This is a genomic window from Pseudomonas sp. 10B238 (assembly GCF_000970615.1).
GTDB lineage: Bacteria > Pseudomonadota > Gammaproteobacteria > Pseudomonadales > Pseudomonadaceae > Stutzerimonas.
Genome location: NZ_KQ033930.1, coordinates 170,267 through 186,090 on the forward strand (window position 1 = coordinate 170,267; position 15,824 = coordinate 186,090).

General features: G+C 60.6%; 19 protein-coding genes and 1 riboswitch. Of the genes, 1 reads left to right on the forward strand and 18 read right to left on the reverse strand.

Going from position 1 to position 15,824, the window contains the following annotated elements:
- Positions 1 to 46: 46 nt before the first annotated feature.
- From cobO to btuB, 3 genes are read right to left on the reverse strand one after another with little or no spacing between them, the layout of a single operon-like run.
- A complete protein-coding gene (gene cobO, locus RT21_RS07555; RefSeq protein WP_046162245.1) occupies positions 47 to 658 on the reverse strand; it encodes a cob(I)yrinic acid a,c-diamide adenosyltransferase in 612 nt (203 codons plus the stop codon).
- A complete protein-coding gene (locus RT21_RS07560; RefSeq protein WP_046162246.1) occupies positions 655 to 1,224 on the reverse strand; it encodes a hypothetical protein in 570 nt (189 codons plus the stop codon). The genes cobO and RT21_RS07560 overlap by 4 nt, the downstream gene beginning before the upstream one ends.
- A gap of 35 nt (positions 1,225 to 1,259) precedes the next feature.
- On the reverse strand, positions 1,260 to 3,131 hold the full coding sequence (btuB, locus tag RT21_RS07565; RefSeq protein WP_371263604.1) for a TonB-dependent vitamin B12 receptor: 1,872 nt from the start codon (positions 3,129 to 3,131) through the stop codon (positions 1,260 to 1,262).
- Between the two features lie 112 nt (positions 3,132 to 3,243).
- A riboswitch (cobalamin riboswitch) is annotated at positions 3,244 to 3,461 on the reverse strand.
- Between the two features lie 159 nt (positions 3,462 to 3,620).
- On the opposite strand from btuB, the gene RT21_RS07570 reads away from it, so the two are divergent.
- Entirely contained in the window at positions 3,621 to 4,424 is an 804-nt protein-coding gene (locus RT21_RS07570) for a metallophosphoesterase family protein (protein WP_046162248.1), read from the forward strand.
- A gap of 48 nt (positions 4,425 to 4,472) precedes the next feature.
- Here RT21_RS07570 and nhaD read toward each other — a convergent pair whose 3' ends face one another.
- The 15 genes from nhaD to RT21_RS07645 all read right to left on the reverse strand — a co-directional run bounded on the left by nhaD (position 4,473) and on the right by RT21_RS07645 (position 15,658).
- Positions 4,473 to 5,738, reverse strand: a complete 1,266-nt coding sequence (gene nhaD / locus RT21_RS07575) for a sodium:proton antiporter NhaD (protein ID WP_046162249.1) — start codon at positions 5,736 to 5,738, stop codon at positions 4,473 to 4,475.
- Positions 5,739 to 5,899: 161 nt separating this feature from the next.
- Positions 5,900 to 6,220 carry a hypothetical protein gene (locus RT21_RS07580; RefSeq protein ID WP_045425909.1) on the reverse strand — a complete coding sequence of 107 codons (321 nt, stop codon included), beginning with the start codon at positions 6,218 to 6,220 and terminating at the stop codon, positions 5,900 to 5,902.
- A gap of 72 nt (positions 6,221 to 6,292) precedes the next feature.
- A complete protein-coding gene (locus tag RT21_RS07585; RefSeq protein WP_046162250.1) occupies positions 6,293 to 6,823 on the reverse strand; it encodes a C40 family peptidase in 531 nt (176 codons plus the stop codon).
- Positions 6,824 to 6,906: 83 nt separating this feature from the next.
- Positions 6,907 to 7,554, reverse strand: a complete 648-nt coding sequence (locus RT21_RS07590) for a C40 family peptidase (protein WP_046162251.1) — start codon at positions 7,552 to 7,554, stop codon at positions 6,907 to 6,909.
- A 137-nt stretch (positions 7,555 to 7,691) separates the two neighbouring features.
- Positions 7,692 to 8,267 carry a cytochrome b/b6 domain-containing protein gene (locus RT21_RS23020; protein ID WP_052724736.1) on the reverse strand — a complete coding sequence of 192 codons (576 nt, stop codon included), beginning with the start codon at positions 8,265 to 8,267 and terminating at the stop codon, positions 7,692 to 7,694.
- 14 nt (positions 8,268 to 8,281) lie between these two features.
- Positions 8,282 to 8,743 (reverse strand): group II truncated hemoglobin, encoded by a 462-nt coding sequence (locus RT21_RS07600; protein ID WP_046162252.1) that lies wholly within the window; start codon positions 8,741 to 8,743, stop codon positions 8,282 to 8,284.
- A 70-nt stretch (positions 8,744 to 8,813) separates the two neighbouring features.
- Positions 8,814 to 9,107: a cyd operon YbgE family protein gene (locus tag RT21_RS07605; protein ID WP_046162253.1), complete on the reverse strand. Its 294-nt coding sequence runs from the start codon at positions 9,105 to 9,107 to the stop codon at positions 8,814 to 8,816.
- Positions 9,088 to 9,213, reverse strand: coding sequence for a cytochrome bd-I oxidase subunit CydX (gene cydX, locus RT21_RS23200; RefSeq protein ID WP_046162254.1), 126 nt, complete (start codon positions 9,211 to 9,213; stop codon positions 9,088 to 9,090). The genes RT21_RS07605 and cydX overlap by 20 nt, the downstream gene beginning before the upstream one ends.
- Positions 9,214 to 9,268: 55 nt before the next feature.
- Positions 9,269 to 10,411, reverse strand: coding sequence for a cytochrome d ubiquinol oxidase subunit II (gene cydB, locus RT21_RS07615; protein WP_046162255.1), 1,143 nt, complete (start codon positions 10,409 to 10,411; stop codon positions 9,269 to 9,271).
- Positions 10,412 to 10,421: 10 nt separating this feature from the next.
- Positions 10,422 to 12,062 (reverse strand): cytochrome ubiquinol oxidase subunit I, encoded by a 1,641-nt coding sequence (locus RT21_RS07620; protein ID WP_046162256.1) that lies wholly within the window; start codon positions 12,060 to 12,062, stop codon positions 10,422 to 10,424.
- Entirely contained in the window at positions 12,059 to 12,298 is a 240-nt protein-coding gene (cydP, locus tag RT21_RS24385; RefSeq protein ID WP_335743687.1) for a cytochrome oxidase putative small subunit CydP, read from the reverse strand. The genes RT21_RS07620 and cydP overlap by 4 nt, the downstream gene beginning before the upstream one ends.
- Before the next feature lie 351 nt (positions 12,299 to 12,649).
- Positions 12,650 to 13,204, reverse strand: coding sequence for a putative natural product biosynthesis protein (locus RT21_RS07630; RefSeq protein ID WP_046162392.1), 555 nt, complete (start codon positions 13,202 to 13,204; stop codon positions 12,650 to 12,652).
- 102 nt (positions 13,205 to 13,306) lie between these two features.
- A complete protein-coding gene (locus RT21_RS07635; RefSeq protein ID WP_046162257.1) occupies positions 13,307 to 13,672 on the reverse strand; it encodes a DUF2946 domain-containing protein in 366 nt (121 codons plus the stop codon).
- Positions 13,673 to 13,821: 149 nt separating this feature from the next.
- Positions 13,822 to 14,493, reverse strand: a complete 672-nt coding sequence (locus RT21_RS07640; protein ID WP_046162258.1) for a DNA-3-methyladenine glycosylase I — start codon at positions 14,491 to 14,493, stop codon at positions 13,822 to 13,824.
- 94 nt (positions 14,494 to 14,587) lie between these two features.
- The gene (locus RT21_RS07645) at positions 14,588 to 15,658 is read right to left on the reverse strand and encodes a 3-deoxy-7-phosphoheptulonate synthase (protein ID WP_046162259.1); all 1,071 of its coding nucleotides are present in this window, start codon (positions 15,656 to 15,658) and stop codon (positions 14,588 to 14,590) included.
- Positions 15,659 to 15,824 lie beyond the last annotated feature (166 nt).

Genomic DNA, 15,824 nt, shown 5'->3' on the forward strand with positions numbered 1-15,824 from the left:
TGCCCTCCCCAGCGCTCAGCAACTGCGTATGCCTTGATTGCAAACATCAGAACTCGATTCCCTTCTGCGCCTTCACGCCAGCTTTGAAGGCATGTTTGATCAGGCTCATTTCAGTCACGGTGTCGGCTGCCTCGATCAAACCCGGCGGCGCGCCGCGGCCGGTGACCACCACATGCTGCAATAGCGGTCGCGACTCGATATCAGCGAGGATCGGGTCGAGTTCCAGATAGCCGTACTTAAGGGCAATGTTCAGCTCATCCAGCACGACAAGACCAATGTCCGGATCAGCCAGTAGCTGTGCGGCGACGTTCCACGCCTCCTTTGCCTTGGCGATGTCACGCTGGCGGTCCTGCGTTTCCCAGGTGAAGCCTTCCCCCATCACGTGGTAGCGGACCTCATCAGGAAATCGACGAAAAAAGCTTTCTTCGCCGGTACTGGCCGCGCCCTTGATGAACTGAACCACGCCCACCTTGATGCCATGGCCGAGTGCGCGGGCGACCATGCCGAACGCCGAGCTGCTCTTGCCCTTGCCGTTACCGGTATGCACCAGCAGCAGGCCGTACTCGTCCTGCGCTTCGGCGATCTTCTCGTCGATGACTGCCTTCTTGCGTTGCATCCGTGCCTTATGGCGATCATCGCGTGCGCTGAACTCACTCATGCGCGAGCGCCTTCACGCTGTGCGCTCCAAGCACGCAGGCCGACGAACATGACCGCTGCGGTTCCCACATACAGCGCCAAGTTACCCAGGTAGCGCGGGTAGTACACGCCAATGCGCTCGGCCAGCTGCGCCAGACTCGGGTCTGGATAGCGGCCGGAGAAAAACAGGAAGCCGCCGCCCGAAAACAGGTAGCACACGAAGGCACTGAGCACCACGACGCCCGCCAGCAATGCCAGGCTACTCAGGTGGTCACGGTGCAACCGCGCATACATCCGTCCGCCGAACCACAGGGAGCCGTAGGCAGGCACCAGCATCCAGTACGCCGGTGACATGCAGTAGCTGCTCACGCCCTGCCATTCAATGGCGGCGAAATCCAGCAGCGACGCCTCGACGAACAGAGCCGGAAACACCCAGCGCGGCGCCAACAGCACGCCCGCCAGGAAGAACACCGCCCAAGAGGCGCTTGGCAGGTTCACCGAAGCGAAGTGCTGGCCGCGCGTCATGGCCATCAGCGCGACCAGCGCAATACCGACAGCCAGTTGGGCTCTAGCGGACAGTTTGATCATCGGTGTTCTCCTTGGGGCGAAGCGCCGAAGCGCGATTAAAGTGCCTGGTAGCGAACCGTGAAATGGATCGCGCGGCCGGGCTGTTCGTAGGTTTGGGCGGTTTCGTAATCCCGGTCGAACAGGTTGCTCAGTTTTGCCTGCAGTCGCCAGGCATCATCGAGACGGTATTCGCCACGCAGATCGACCAGGGCATAGCCAGGCAAGCGCTCGGCTTCGGTGTTGCTGGATTTGTCGAACCGCTCGCTTGCGGCGTACAGCGTCGTGCCGATGGCAAAGCGCCCAATGGCACGGTCCAGGTCGACATTCAACGTCCGTTTGGCGCGACGCGGCAGTAGATGCCCGTGATTGGCCTTGCTGCGATCCTGCGGGTCGAGGAAGGTCACCGAGGTGACGACATCCCAGCCCAGCAGCTCGGTGCCGACAACGCCTTCGATCCCGCGAATACGCGCCACGTCGACGTTCTGGGGCTGCATGGGACTGCTTCCCGTCCAGACAATCAGATCCTCAATCTGGTTTTCGAACGCGTTGAGGCTCCACTCGCCCCATTGCTGTTCACCCTTCAGGCCCAGCTCATAGCTTTGCGACTCTTCCGGCAGCAGGTCAGGATTGCCCGCCGTGAAGCCGGTGTCCGGTGCGTAGAGATCATTGAAAGTGGGCGCCTTGAAAGCCGTGCCGTAGGACGCGCTCAGCATCAGGTTGTCGCGCAGGTCATAGCTCCAGCCGAGATTGCCGGTGTCATGGTTCCCGAACTGCTCGTTGTCATCGCGGCGCAGGCCAGCCAACAAGCCGTGGCGGCCGAAGCGACCCTGATACTGCAGGTAGGCGCCCTTGTTATCGCGGGCGTCCACTGCATAGTCGTCCGTGACGTCGATGCGGTCTTGCTGGTAATCAAAACCCAGGGTGAGCAACTGGTCGTCGGCCACGCTGAAGTCGTTCTGCCAATTGAAAGAATCACGCTTGGTGTCAAAGCGAGAATAGAAACGACCGTCGCGGAAGTTGTCTGTGTTGTCTTCGCTGTGACCGGCCTGCAGGGTCACCAACCACGGCTCGAGCGGCTTGAATCGTGCCCGGCCACCGATGACTTGCTGGCTTCCGTCGCTATAGGCGAAGCGACCTGTCGCACCTGAGGTAGACCGAGAGTCGTAGTCACTGTGGGTGTCGACATGCAGCCAACTGCCGTCCAGCTCCAATCCATTGTCGAAGCGATATCCACCTCGCAAGGCTCCGGACAGCTCGCGATAACCGTCCGCATCGGGTTCGTAGGAGCGTGGTGCTGACGGCCGATAGGCCCTCGAATTGATACCGTCGGTTGACGCGCTCGCCACGCCGAGATTGAACCATCCGGCACCCTGGCTACCGGATATGCCCGCGGCGCCGTCGAAGCTGGAGCGGCTGCCCGCGCCAGCGGAAAAATAGGGTTTGAACCCTTCGCCCTCTCCACGCCGCGTGAAGATCTGCATGACGCCGCCTACCGCTTCCGAACCGTACAGACTGGAACGAGGGCCGCGGACCAGTTCAATGCGCTCGATTTGCTCGACCGGAATGTTCTCCAGCGATGCACCACCTGATGTGGCCGAGCCGATTTTCACCCCATCGACCAAAACCAGCAGATGCTGGCTGCTGGTGCCACGTACATAGACGGCTGAAGTCTTGCCACGGCCGCCGTTGGAGGCCACATTGACGCCCGCGAGGCCGCGCAGCAGCTCGGAAACGCTCTGCGCCTGGCTGCGTACGATCTGTTCGCGAGTAATGACGCTGGTGGAAGCAATACGGCTGAGCGCCTGCTCGGTGCGCGTGGCTGTAACCACCTGGTCGTTGAGGTTCAGCGGTTGGACCGGCTGAGCATGGGAAAGCGAAACATAGCCAAGCAGCAGGCACGCCGCTGAGGTATTGAGGGTCTTGCAGATCAAGTTCAGGTCTCCGTCGTGCCCGCCGCACGACATCAGTCGATAAGGGCAGACGGAGAATGCGAAAGGAGCGCAGGTGCAAGCAGCCGCACCCCGATCAGCGCCCGCCGCACTGCCGTGGAATGCGACAGGCCGGTCTCCGGGCTTGCGAGCGGATGCCTTGCATCCCGGAACCGCGGCCTTCCCATGCCTGTGGCACAGTGGCTGTGAGCGGTGTCCTGTCTCGCCTACCGTTGCGGGGGCAGCGCCGGAATCTTCATCGAATGAACCGGCTTCCCTGTTTCACCCACTGGCTTTTAGCCAGGGGGCACCTGAAGCAGCGCGGAGGTTAGTCCAAGGCCCTGCACAGCGCAACCGAAAGCGATCAGGGCCAACGCCGCAACACGTTTCGATACCACTGCCTGCGATTTACCGGAACGCCGGGCGCCGAATGGCTTCGAATGCAACAATGCCACCCGTCACGCACACCAGACGAGAAGACGCCCACCCATGACCAGCATCGTGCAGATTTCCGACACCCACTTCGGCACCGAACAGGCCGCCGTCGTGCAAGCCATGGAAGACCACGTGCGGGAGCATGGCGCAGATCTGCTGATCTTTTCCGGCGACATCACGCAGCGCGCCAAGGCCGAACAGTTCGCCGACGCCCAGGCCTTCGTCAAGCGCCTGCATGGTCACGGCATCCCAGAAGCGCTGGTGATTCCGGGTAACCATGACATCCCGCTGTACAACGTCTTTGCTCGCTTCCTCATGCCCTACCGCAACTATCGCCGCCACTTCGGTGAGGATCTGGAGCCAACCTTCGAGAATGACGAGATGTTGGTGATCGGTCTCAATACCACCCACCCACGGCGGCACAAGGATGGGCTGGTGACGGACGAGCAAGTGCAGGCCGTCACGCGGCGGCTCAAGCAGAGCGATCCGAACAAGGTGCGTATTGTCGTGGCGCACCAGCCTTTCGGCGCGATGGTGCTGAGCGATCTGAGCAATCTGCAGCACAACGCCGATGCTGCGCTGCACCGCTGGGCCGACGAAGGATTGGACCTGGTTATGGGCGGGCACATCCACCTGCCCTATGTATTGCCGTTGTCCAAGCAGTACACCGCGCTGTCACGGGAGATCTGGATGATTCAGGCCGGAACCACCCTGTCATCACGAGTCCGTGGGACATCGCCGAACTCGTTCAATCGCATGAAGCTGCACCCTGGCGCCGACAAGAAGGTCTGCGTCGAACGCTGGGACCTGCTCGATGATCAATTCGTGCTCGGCTCGCACTTCAACCTGCACTGGTAAGCGCGGCAGCTCACCCAACGGCTATGAGCGACCGCGCCCAAGCGCGACTCAGCCCAGCGAGCCCGCCACTACCAGGCCGGTCAGATAGACGCCGGCGAAGCCAAGATTGAATGCGATGAACAGGTACAGGCTGTACTTGAGATAGCTACCGAAGGTGAGCCCCGGCACCTTGCTCATGGCCACAATGCCCGCCGCGGACCCGATGACCAGCAGCGAACCGCCCACGCCGACTGCATAGGTCAGCACCATCCATTCAGCAATCCCCATCTCGAGCCCGGACTTCAGCAGTGCAGCGGTCAGGGGCACGTTGTCGATCGCAGCGGACAAGATGCCCATTAGGTAGTTGGCCACCACTGCAGGCACCTGATCGTAGATTTGCACCAAGCCATCGAGCACATGGATTTCCTTAAGCATGCCGACCAACAGCAGAATGCCGAGGAAGAACAGCAAGGTCTCGAATTCGACTTGGCGTACGTATTCCAGAATCGGATCGGTTTCGATGTCATCGCTGAAGAAGCGCGCCACCAGAAACATGATCGACAAGCCGGTCAGGAAGGTCAGCACGGGCGGTATCTGGAAGAAGAAGTTACCAGCGATGGTGCACAAAATGGTGCCAAGGAAGATCAGCGCGATGGCAATATCGACCCGGCGGACATCGGTTCGATGGCTTTCCACCACCACCTGACCGTTCATGCCCAGCGAGAGCATCGCCGCCAGCAGCATGACCGCCAGGAACGCCGGAAGCGCCAACAGCAGCAGTTGCAGAATCTGTACTTTCCCGGCAAGGAAGATCATCAAGGTGGTTACGTCACCAGTGATCAGCGCTACGCCACCCGAGTTCACCGCAAACACGACCAGCGCCGCATATTTGATCGTCTTTTCGGCGCTGAGCTTGAGCGACATGATCAGCGTGATCGATACCAGCGTGGCGGTAATGTTGTCCGCCAACGAGGAAAACACGAAGCAGAACGTCGCGGTCAGGAACAGCAACTGCCGTTCGCTGATTTGTTTGGGCAGGACCAAATAGATCAGGTTTTCAATCAACCCTTTCTTGTTCAGATAGGCGACGAAGGTCATCGCGGCGACGAGGAATATCCAAAGCCCGGCGATTTCGGCAATGTTCTCGTTGAGGCTTTCCAGAACCAGATCGCGCTCGGCGCCTTCTGGGGAAAAAATGAACAGCAACATCCAAGCAAAGGTGCCAAAAAACAGCGTGACCTTGGCTTTGTTGATGTGGGTGATTTCTTCAAGAACGACACCGAGCAGAGCGGCAACGGCAAGGCCGATCAGCACGTACTGAAGTATTTCAGGCATGGGGCACCTAGGGCATAAGGGGAACGGTTTGTGCGCAGGATGCGCACCCGAGAAGTTGGGGCGCCGATCATAGCCAAAGTGCGACAACTCGACACCTGGCAAATGTCAAACCGGAGAGTATTTCGAATTATTCCGACGCGCTGACCCAGACGCTGTCGAAACTAATGGCGCGGCACGAACCCGGCCGGCTTGGTCGACAGCCAGTCCACAAAGGTGCGCAGACCTGGATCGGCTAATAATGCGTCGCGGCTGTTATAGCGGAGCGCCAGCTCCTTCTCGCTGAACAGGCGATGAATCTGGTTATGACAGGGCCGACAGACCCACAGTGTTGCGGTGATTCGTTCTTCGCGCCCGAAGCGTTTGCGTACGTAGCTTTTGCCATGTAACGCCTTGGGAATCAGGTGATGGCGGGTCAAAGGCGTCTGACGTAGGCACAGCTCGCACGCTTCAGGTGGGTCAGGCAAACGCAGGAGAGGCGTCATCTAACGATTCCACAGTCGCAGCCCAGGGCAGAAGCGAATGACGGTGCCTGTCATGTTCGGCTCCAGCCAGCGTTACGGATTTTGCGCGAGACGCTCACTGTCGAGTACACGCTTGGCGCTGAGGTAGTTCTTCTGCCAGTAACTGTTGGAAAGACTGTCCAGACGTACCGTTCCGCCGGTTGAGGGCGCATGGACGAAACGCCCTTCTCCGACATAGATGGCCGCGTGGCTGACACGACGCCCGCCGCTGGTGGCAAAGAACAGCAGATCACCCGCTTTCAAGTCATTACGCCTGATAGTGGCGCCCCGCATGCCGTTCATCTCGCGAGTCGTACGTGGCAAAGCGACACCGGCCGCGCCTCGGTAGACATAGTTGATCAGACCGCTGCAATCGAAGCCGCCATCCGGTGTGTTGCCGCCGTATCGATACGGCGTACCGACCAGACCCAAAGCGGAGAACAGAACTTCCTCAGCTGTGCCGGGAAATTGTTGGGGTGGTGGTGAAGGCGCGACGACTATGGGCTCAACCGGTGCTTGGCTGGAACAAGCAGTAAGCAGCATCGCGGCCAGCAGAACAACTGTAGAACGAGCCAGAGAAGGCATGACAGAGCAGTCCAGGCAAATGAGCCATCACTCTGCCGGCATGCGGAAGTGGATGCAAGCCTGATGCGGGCCTATCTCAACACTCAGTGATGAGTGGGAATGGTGCTTGAATTATGAGCCAGCGCCAGGACACGCTTGGCTTGCATGAAGCTGGAACGCCAGTACTTGTCATCAAGGCTATCGACGCGAACGCCGCCGCTGCGACTACTGGACGAGTGAATGAACCGGTCACCGCCAATGTAGATGCCGGCATGGCTGACCTGGCCGCGCCCGCGGTTATTGAAGAAGACCACATCGCCCGGCTCCAGCTCGCTGCGTTTGATCTTCGGCGCGTCCAGATTGATCATTTCGCGGGTCGAGCGTGGCAGCTCGATGCCAGCCTCCTTGCGAAACAGGAAGCTGACGAAGCCACTGCAATCAAAGCCAGTTTTTCTGGAGCTACCACCGTAGCGGTACGGGGTGCCCACCAGCGTGAAACCGCGCTCAAGCAGGCTGTCGGCCAGAGCCGGCAACTCGTAGCTCTCGTCATCGGCGAACTCAGGAAGTTGCTGGTCGGTGGGTTCGGCTGTTACCGCTTCAGGGTCGGCATCCGCCTCCGACGTTTCAATCGGGAAATCGAATTGAAAGCGTTGCGTCAGCAGCGGACTTTCGGTTTGCTCCGGCTGCATGGCACAGGCCGTCAACAACGTGATCAGAGCAAAGGGCAACAGGGGTGCGAGGCGTTGGCGCATAGCACTGACAGGCCGGGAAGTCGAAAGTGGCGAAACTATGCCTGCCATCGTTCCGATGAGCAAATTCTATTGCGGAAAATGTGACCGACTAGCTGCGGCAAAACGTCTACGCGACCTGCACTTCAACTCACAGTTGATCATCCGTCGCGGCGATTTTCTCGGCCCAAACCGAAGATCGTCCCTAACAGGTTATCGCCTCTGAGTTGGTGGACCACAGCGAACATTACGTGGCCATACCAGTAGTACCAGAGCAGCTGGCCGAAGAATTTATGCTGCAAAGTGTAGCGGGTGAACGCCAAACCATCGGCTGGTGGGCCGACGTGCCCGGGCGGGATCATCGCGAACAGAACCATACCGGTAGCTGCACAGCCGCTGAGTGCCAGCAGGCCCAGCCCATGCACGAAGCTGGAAAGCCCACGACGCGGGCCGCTTGGCGGCAACTTGCCGTGCACCAGGTCAATACCCTCGCGCAACACCATACGGCGCCCGTCGCGCCCCCACGGAAACAAGCGCTGCAGGTCGTACACGGCATAGCTGTAAAGCCAGAACAGCAGCACGATCAGTGCCGCCAGCATGCCGACCAACCGATGCCAGGGAAACAGGTATTGGCTACCAGGATCGGACATCCACAAGCTGCTGAACTGCTGGAACATCGCGGTCAGGGCGACGGCCCAGTGCAACAGGCGCAACTTGATATCCCAACGTTCAGCCATGATCGTCCCGCTGTTCAACGCCCACAGCGCTCGCCCCCAGGCGTCGAGGCCGAGCAGCCGAAGCCGCCACCATCGCAAGTACGTGGCGCATCATTGCGCAGCATCTCGGCCATTTGCATGATCGCCTGCTCAAGGCGATCCCTCAGGGTGGCGTCCATGGTGATCTCTGCCAATGCTTGGCGCATGCACAGCATCCACTGGTCGCGCTCGGCCTCACCTATCTGGAAAAAGCGATGTCGCATTCGCAGCCGCGGATGGCCGTGCTTTTCAATGAAGCGGGAAGGTCCGCCCAGCCATCCGGAGAGAAAGTCGAAGAGCCGCTCGCGGATCTGAGTGGTATCCGCGGAGTGCATGTCGCGCACTGTCTCGACGCTGGGCTCGCTGAGCATGACGTCATAGAAGCGGTCGACCAGCTGGCGTAGCGGTGTATCGCCGCCCAGTTGCTGGTAAGGAGTGGGCTCAACGGTTGCGTTCACGTATTGCTCCTCTGAATAAGCCGAAACGGTTGCAAAGAACTGTGCCGCCGCGGCAGATCGGCCAGCCGCGCTACTGCTGCGCCCGCCACAGGATCAGGTAGCCAAGCCCCATCAGCAGCCAGGCGGCGGCTGGATGGAACAGCAGTCGCCAAAGCCAATGCTGCGGCACGAAGCCGACGCCATGAATGAAGCCCGCCGATATGCCCCACATCACCAGCATCAGCCGCGAATGGTCATATCCACCTGCTCCGTCGAGCATCGCCGCAGGGTGAATCAGCAACAGCAGGGCCAGCGGCGTAGCCAGCAGCAGCGAGAGCACGCAACCGGGCCTGCGGTAGACGACGCTATTGGCTGAGCCGATCACTGCTCAGCTCCGCATCGAGGTCTTGGGTCGCTTCGAACCAGAGCGCGCTGATGATGCCGAAACTGCAAGCCAGCAGTACGCCGAGGATCCAGGTGAAGTACCACATGATGATTTCTCCGTTGGGACGTCAGAGCCAGGCGCGCTGGCGCCAAGCCAGGGGTTCAGTACAAACCGTGCGGGTTGGCTTCGATGGTCTGATCGTTGAGTCGGCCCCACATGCGGATATAGCTCCACAGCGTGTAGCAGAGAATCAGCGGCACGAAGATGCAGACCACTACGAACATGATGCCCAGCGTCTTGTAGCTCGATACGGCGTCCCACAGGGTGAGGCTGGAGGCCGGATCGAGGCTTGACGGGAAGACGAAGGGAAACAAGGCGAACCCCGCAGTGCAGATGCTGCCGACAATCATCAGACTGGTACCGAGGAAGCTCACCCCGCCGCTGTTGCGACGAACGCCCAGCAGCGCTATCAGCGCGCCGATGATTCCGGCGATTGGTGCGATCTGAGTGCTGGGGTAACGGCTGTAGTTGCCGAGCCAACCCGCGTTGTTCTGCATCACCTGCTTGTCCAGCAGGGGATTGAGCGCCGCCCCCGGATCCGTGACCGATAACTGGTTAAAGCCTTGAATGCCGAACGCCAGCCACAGGCCCGCCCCGAGGAAGCCAATCAGAAATACCAGCGCACACAAGCGGGTAGCCAGACGCGAGCGCTCGCCCAATGCACCTTCAGTGCGCATCATCAGCCAGGCACCGCCATGGGCGCAGAGCATGCTCAGGCTGACGATGCCGCAAAGCAGCGCGAAGGGGTTGAGCAATTCGAAGAACGAGCCGTGATAACTGGACCGCATCAGCTCGTCGAGCTGGAACGGCAGGCCGAGAAACAGGTTGCCGAAGGCCACACCGAACACCAGCGCTGGCACAGTGCCTCCGACGAACAGGGCCCAGTCCCAGGCACTGCGCCAGCGCGGGTCTTCCACCTTGCTACGGTAGTCGAAGCCCACCGGCCGGCAGAACAGCGCGAAGAGCACCAGCAGCATTGCCCAGTAAAGCCCGGAAAACGCCACTGCATAGACCATCGGCCAGGCTGCAAACAGCGCACCGCCGGCGGTGATGAACCACACCTGATTGCCATCCCAGTGCGGCGCAATGGTATTGATCGCCACGCGACGCTCGTTATCGGTCTTGCCGACGAAAGGCATCAACGCCATGGCGCCCATGTCGAAGCCATCGGTCAGGGCGAAGCCAATCAGCAACACGCCGATCAATACCCACCAGATGAGCTTGAGAACTTCATAGTCGAACATCTTGTTTACCTCACACAGCGGTCGGTTCGGTGGGCGCGTCTTTTGCGGCTTTCGGCACGGCAACGGCGTCGCGCAGCTTGCGCATGTGGTTGGCGGCGGCTGCTTCGAGCTCGAAGTGATAGCGGCCGGTGTGCAGGCTGCTTGGCCCGAGGCGAGCGAAACGGATCATGAGGAACATTTCCACCACCAGCAGCAGCGTGTAGAAAGCCACCAGTGCCACCAGCGAACCCCAGATATCTCCCGCCGCCAACGTCGAGGCGGACAGATGCGTTGGCAGCAATTCGGCGATCGACCAGGGCTGACGGCCATGCTCGGCGACGTACCAGCCGGTTTGCGCTGCGATCCATGGCAGCGGCAGGCTGAACAACGCGAACCTGAGCAACCAGGGTTTGTTCTCGGCATTGCGCTTGATCGAAGCCCAGCTGGCCAGACCAAATAGCAGCAACATGAGGAAGCCCGCCAGAACCATGGCGCGGAAGGTCCAGAACAGGCTGAACACATCGGGGATGGTATCCAGTGAGGCCAGGCGGATCTGCTCATCACTTGCGTCAACCACCTTGTCGGTATAGCGCTTGAGCAGCAGGCCGTAACCCAGGTCCTGCTTGACCTCGTTGAACGCGGCGATGGCCTGCGGTGACTTGTCCCCGCTACGGAGTGTTTGCAATCGCTGATAGGCCAGCATGCCGTTGCGAATGCGCAACTCATGCTCGGCGACTAGCTGCTTGATGCCCTTGACCTCCTCGTCCAGCGAACGCGTCGCGATCAGCCCCAGCGCATAGGGAATCTTCACCGCGTAATCGGTTCGCTGTTCCTGCTGATTGGGCAACCCGAACAGGGTGAAGCCGGCCGGCGCCGGGTGGGTTTCCCACTCGGCCTCGATGGCCGCCAGCTTGACCTTCTGCACGTCGCCAATCTCATAGCCGGACTCGTCGCCGAGGATGATCACGGAGAGGGTCGAAGCCAGGCCGAACACCGCAGCGATGGCGAAGGAGCGACGAGCGAAGCCCAGGTCACGCTTCTTCAACATATAGAAGGACGAAATCGCCAACACGAAGACCGCCCCGGTGACGTAACCGGCCGACACCGTGTGCACGAATTTGACTTGTGCCACCGGGTTGAACAGCAGCGCGCCGAAATCCACCAGCTCCATGCGCATGGTTTCGAAGTTGAATTCCGAGCCAACCGGATTTTGCATCCAGCCGTTGGCGATCAGGATCCACAATGCCGACAGGTTCGACCCTAGCGCCACCAACCAGGTGACCGCCAGATGCTGCACCCGGCTCAGTCGATCCCAGCCGAAGAAGAACAAGCCGATAAAGGTCGACTCGAGGAAGAACGCCATCAGGCCTTCGATCGCCAGCGGGGCACCAAAGATGTCGCCCACGTAGTGGCTGTAGTAGGCCCAGTTGGTGCCGAACTGGAACTCCATGGTCAGTCCGGTGGTGACGCCGAGGGCGAAATTGATACCGAACAGCTTGCCCCAGAACTGGGTCATGTCCTTGTAGACCTGCTTGCCGGTCATGACGTAGACCGACTCCATGATGGCCAGCAGGAAGGCCAGCCCCAAGGTCAGCGGCACGAAAAGAAAGTGATACATCGCCGTCATGGCGAACTGCAGGCGTGACAGATCGACAACGCTTTCCGAGATCATCTCGGTCCTCCCTCAGGGATAGAATCCCGTGAATAAAGCAAATACTCGGCAACCCGCGCCGAGCCGTTTTCCGGAGTGCTGGGCGCATCGAACCAGATCGTTTTTATGGTTATGAGGATCGCGAGCTTGACCAGCAGAACCAGCGCGATGTCCCGTCTGAGCGATGACCTAAACATGCCTAGCTCCTTGCATTTCAGTGTCGAACCCTGTGCGAGCGCATCGAACTCCGACCGCATGAGGCGATTGAAGCCCCCTTTGGGGAGGGGGCCGAAGCCCGGTTGTCGCGGCCCGGGCCCAATCGCTTTACCTCGAATCTACCGTGGAACTCTGCTCGGATCCGAGGCAGGGAAAGTGTCCGGTGCGGCCGTCACAGCGGCAACTGCGACAACCTGCCTCGCCCCAGCAACACCACAGACTGCAGGCAGGCCGTCACACGCGAGCGCGGCCAAACCACGCGACCGGAGCAGACGCAACATCGGCAGCACGGTGCCCGCTAGAGGCCTCGCGAGGTCTGGCCACAACATCACAACGCGCGCTCAACGCCTGGCTGACAAACGCCAAAACACCCCCGCGGCGCACTGTCGCAGTCAGGGCACCCTCAGCCAGCGTCGAAAGCCGTTGCCACTCGTCGTGGAAAGCGGGCTCCAGGCGAAGTCCCAAGGAGCAGGAGGAAGCTCCTCCTGCTCGGCCGCGGGTGGCCGCATCCCCAGGCGCACCCGCGGCTTCCAGTCGAATACGTGCTGATCACCGCCTTGCCAGCCAAGCACGATGCCGATTGCCGCGCTGTCGTCGCTGGCCACCCAGCGCGCCGCAGCGGCGATCATCATGGTTTCGATATGCTCCGGCTCGACCAGATCGCGGTAACCGGAACTCAGCAGCCAGCGGCAGACGCCGAGGTGAAAGGTCCAGCCAAGCGCCAGTTGGCAGCCGTAGGCCCAGGTCATGAACTGACGAAAGACGTTCAGGCCATCTGGCGGATCGAGTTTGAGCAACCTCGGGCAAACGTCGAACAAGGCATGCCAGTACGGCAATAACCGGGCGTCCAGGTGGACAAAACTGCGGGCATTGCTGGGGTAATCCGGGAAGGGAAGCCGAAAGCCGATGCGGCCTTCGGTGCGAGCGAATTTTTCCATCATGGCCATGGTGAAAGCCCCTGTATTGACCATACCGTCGGGTCACCGACGATCTTTTCGTCCGCTCCGCAGCCAGGCTGCATTCGGACGGCGAGGGAGTCCGGTCGGGTATCAGGGTGCGCGGGGATTCAGGGATGGCCAGTGGTAACGCGGACCGCGCTGTTGCGGGCCAGGTCGAGGCAGCGGCACGGTTGCCGGAACCCCCAGCCAACCCAGCGCAAACAACACAGCAATGGCAAGAAAGACCGAGCCGCATAGCGGGCAATCCAGCCCGTGCTCAGCCAGCTCATGAACATCGGCGGGGAACGCATCGCCGCTAGCTGAGGATGCATTGCTGGCACAGAACGGCTCCTGCCCCATGGCCAGCTCGAATCCCATGTGGGAGCCGTGGTTCAGGCTGCAGACAAAAGCGTTGAGCAGGATGCACGTGAAGAGCACCCATATGATCTGAATACGCTTGTCTTTGACGATGGTCATGTTTTGACTGTACACCGCCTGCGCTTTGGCGGCGCTGCGCCAAAGCGCCGCAGAACATCAGGCTATGCGCTGTTCCTGTCACGAGCGGCATCGCCGGCCAACGATGCCACGCGTACAGGCTTCGACACTCCGCTCATAGGCCCAGCTCGTCAGTGGTTGACCGTATATGCCAGCATTGCCGAGAGCTGAGACATGGGTCGGCCGCTCTCGCTGTGCCATTGGTTGAACACCGATTGCACGGCCGCCTGATCCCGCTGGCTGCTGGGCACCTTGTCCACTACCTTTTGCGCCTTGAGCGCAGCGACAACGTCATTGCTGGGGATGAACGTATCCTTACCCGCCATGCGCAGCAGACGCGGCGCAGACAGGCCTCCCAGCTGGGTGCCGTGCTTGGCCAGATAGCGCCACAGACCGACGATATCGGTGATCGGCCAATCAGCGATCAGGTTGCCGAAACTCCCCTTCTCTTTCGCCACGTCTAGCACGAACTGGGCGTTGCGCGGCACGCTCTTGAGTTTGCCTAGGTGGCGGATGATGCGGGCGTCCTGCATCAGTCGCTCGATGTGCTCGCCTCCCATCAACACCAGCTTTTCGGGATCGAAACGAAAGAACACCTCTTCGAACGCCGGCCACTTGGCGTCGACCAAGCTGTGCTTGAGCCCAGCCCGGAAGATACGCAGACTGATCAGCGAAAGGTAACGGTCATCCGCAATCGCGCGAAGCTCATCGCCACTGTTGGGTTGCGGCAGGCGGCTCTCCAGTGCTGCGGCCGAGCCGAAACGATTGAGGCAGTATTCGTGCAGCCATTTGTAGTCGCGCATGCAAGTCCTGAGTCATCGATCGAAACGAGCCGCACAGGTTGCCCTCGGCCACCCAACGTCGCAAGCCCGACCGTCGCCGCCGGGCTCGTTCACCCTAGCGGCGCAGTCGATCCGCCGCGCGAAGCAGCATACGTTCGGTCGCACTCCAGCCAAGGCAGCCGTCGGTAATGGATACGCCATATTTCAGCTCGCCGGACAGTGGCTGACAGCCATCGAACAGGTGGCTTTCGAGCATCACGCCGCGCAGACTCGAATCGCCAGCCTTGCGCTGATCGATAACGGACGCCAGCACCGCTGGCTGACTCAGTGGGTTTTTACCGCTGTTGGCATGACTGCAGTCGACCATGATGCGCGGGGCAATACCCTGGCGCTGCAACGTATCCCGCGCCTTTGCGACGCTGTCTTGATCATAGTTTGGTCCCGAGTGCCCGCCACGTAACACCAGGTGGGTATCGGCATTGCCGCTCGTGCTCAGCAGCGCGGGATGCCCGAGCTCGTCGATTCCGAAGTGCTGATGTGGATGCTCAGCTGAGCGCATGGCATCGCAAGCAATCCCGAGGCTGCCATCGGTGCCGTTCTTGAAACCCACCGGCAGGTCGAGCCCGCTGACCATTTCACGATGGATTTGCGACTCGCTGGTACGTGCTCCGATCGCCGCCCAGCCAAGCAGGTCATCGAAATAGCCCGCCGCCAGGGGTTGTAACAGTTCGGTCGCGATCGGCAGCCCACACGCCAGAATATCTAGCATCAACCGGCGCGATATGTGCAGCCCTTCCGCCATGTCACCGCTACCATCGAGCTGCGGATCGTAAACCAGCCCCTTCCAGCCGACCGTTGTACGTGGTTTCTCGACATAGGCACGCATCACCAGCAGCAGCTGATCGCTGACCTGCGGGGCCAATTCAGCCAGCCGCGCCGCATATTCGAGCGCGGACACCGGATCGTGCAACGAACAAGGGCCAACCACCACCAGCAGGCGCGGGTCATCGCCGTTGAGTACGGCGCGAATGGCTTCTCGTTGATCTCGAACGCGCTCGTCAAGCGATGCGCTGAGGGGCAGCCGTTGCCGCAGTAAAGCGGGACTCGGTAACGGAAGAGCGCTACGTCTGGCTGGGGCGGAGGAAATATTGCAGCTAAGGGCTGAGGCGTTGATTGGTGCATTCATGACTGGCGGTCCTTTGGCCGGCGCGGTATCTGTGCCGCGTCGGCGCTAGCGAAGTGTTCGGTCTAGGTGTGTTGGTGCGGCGGCGGTGAAGCGGCTAAATCGCCAGTCATAGCGGTAGGTGCGGTAAGCGCTGGTGTCGTTGTACATGGTGCTGCCCTCGGTACGT

Excerpts from the sequence above, each read along its gene's own strand:
- cobO (WP_046162245.1), bottom strand. The coding sequence starts at position 658 with ATGAGTGAGTTCAGCGCACGCGATGATCGCCATAAGGCACGGATGCAA.
- RT21_RS07590 (WP_046162251.1), bottom strand. The coding sequence starts at position 7,554 with ATGCGCCAACGCCTCGCACCCCTGTTGCCCTTTGCTCTGATCACGTTG.
- RT21_RS07620 (WP_046162256.1), bottom strand. The coding sequence starts at position 12,062 with ATGATCTCGGAAAGCGTTGTCGATCTGTCACGCCTGCAGTTCGCCATG.
- RT21_RS07560 (WP_046162246.1), bottom strand. The coding sequence starts at position 1,224 with ATGATCAAACTGTCCGCTAGAGCCCAACTGGCTGTCGGTATTGCGCTG.
- cydB (WP_046162255.1), bottom strand. The coding sequence starts at position 10,411 with ATGTTCGACTATGAAGTTCTCAAGCTCATCTGGTGGGTATTGATCGGC.
- RT21_RS23020 (WP_052724736.1), bottom strand. The coding sequence starts at position 8,267 with ATGGCTGAACGTTGGGATATCAAGTTGCGCCTGTTGCACTGGGCCGTC.
- RT21_RS07645 (WP_046162259.1), bottom strand. The coding sequence starts at position 15,658 with ATGAATGCACCAATCAACGCCTCAGCCCTTAGCTGCAATATTTCCTCC.
- nhaD (WP_046162249.1), bottom strand. The coding sequence starts at position 5,738 with ATGCCTGAAATACTTCAGTACGTGCTGATCGGCCTTGCCGTTGCCGCT.
- RT21_RS07630 (WP_046162392.1), bottom strand. The coding sequence starts at position 13,204 with ATGGCCATGATGGAAAAATTCGCTCGCACCGAAGGCCGCATCGGCTTT.
- cydP (WP_335743687.1), bottom strand. The coding sequence starts at position 12,298 with ATGCGGTCGGAGTTCGATGCGCTCGCACAGGGTTCGACACTGAAATGC.
- RT21_RS07585 (WP_046162250.1), bottom strand. The coding sequence starts at position 6,823 with ATGCCTTCTCTGGCTCGTTCTACAGTTGTTCTGCTGGCCGCGATGCTG.
- RT21_RS07635 (WP_046162257.1), bottom strand. The coding sequence starts at position 13,672 with ATGACCATCGTCAAAGACAAGCGTATTCAGATCATATGGGTGCTCTTC.
- cydX (WP_046162254.1), bottom strand. The coding sequence starts at position 9,213 with ATGTGGTACTTCACCTGGATCCTCGGCGTACTGCTGGCTTGCAGTTTC.
- RT21_RS07570 (WP_046162248.1), top strand. The coding sequence starts at position 3,621 with ATGACCAGCATCGTGCAGATTTCCGACACCCACTTCGGCACCGAACAG.
- RT21_RS07640 (WP_046162258.1), bottom strand. The coding sequence starts at position 14,493 with ATGCGCGACTACAAATGGCTGCACGAATACTGCCTCAATCGTTTCGGC.
- RT21_RS07580 (WP_045425909.1), bottom strand. The coding sequence starts at position 6,220 with ATGACGCCTCTCCTGCGTTTGCCTGACCCACCTGAAGCGTGCGAGCTG.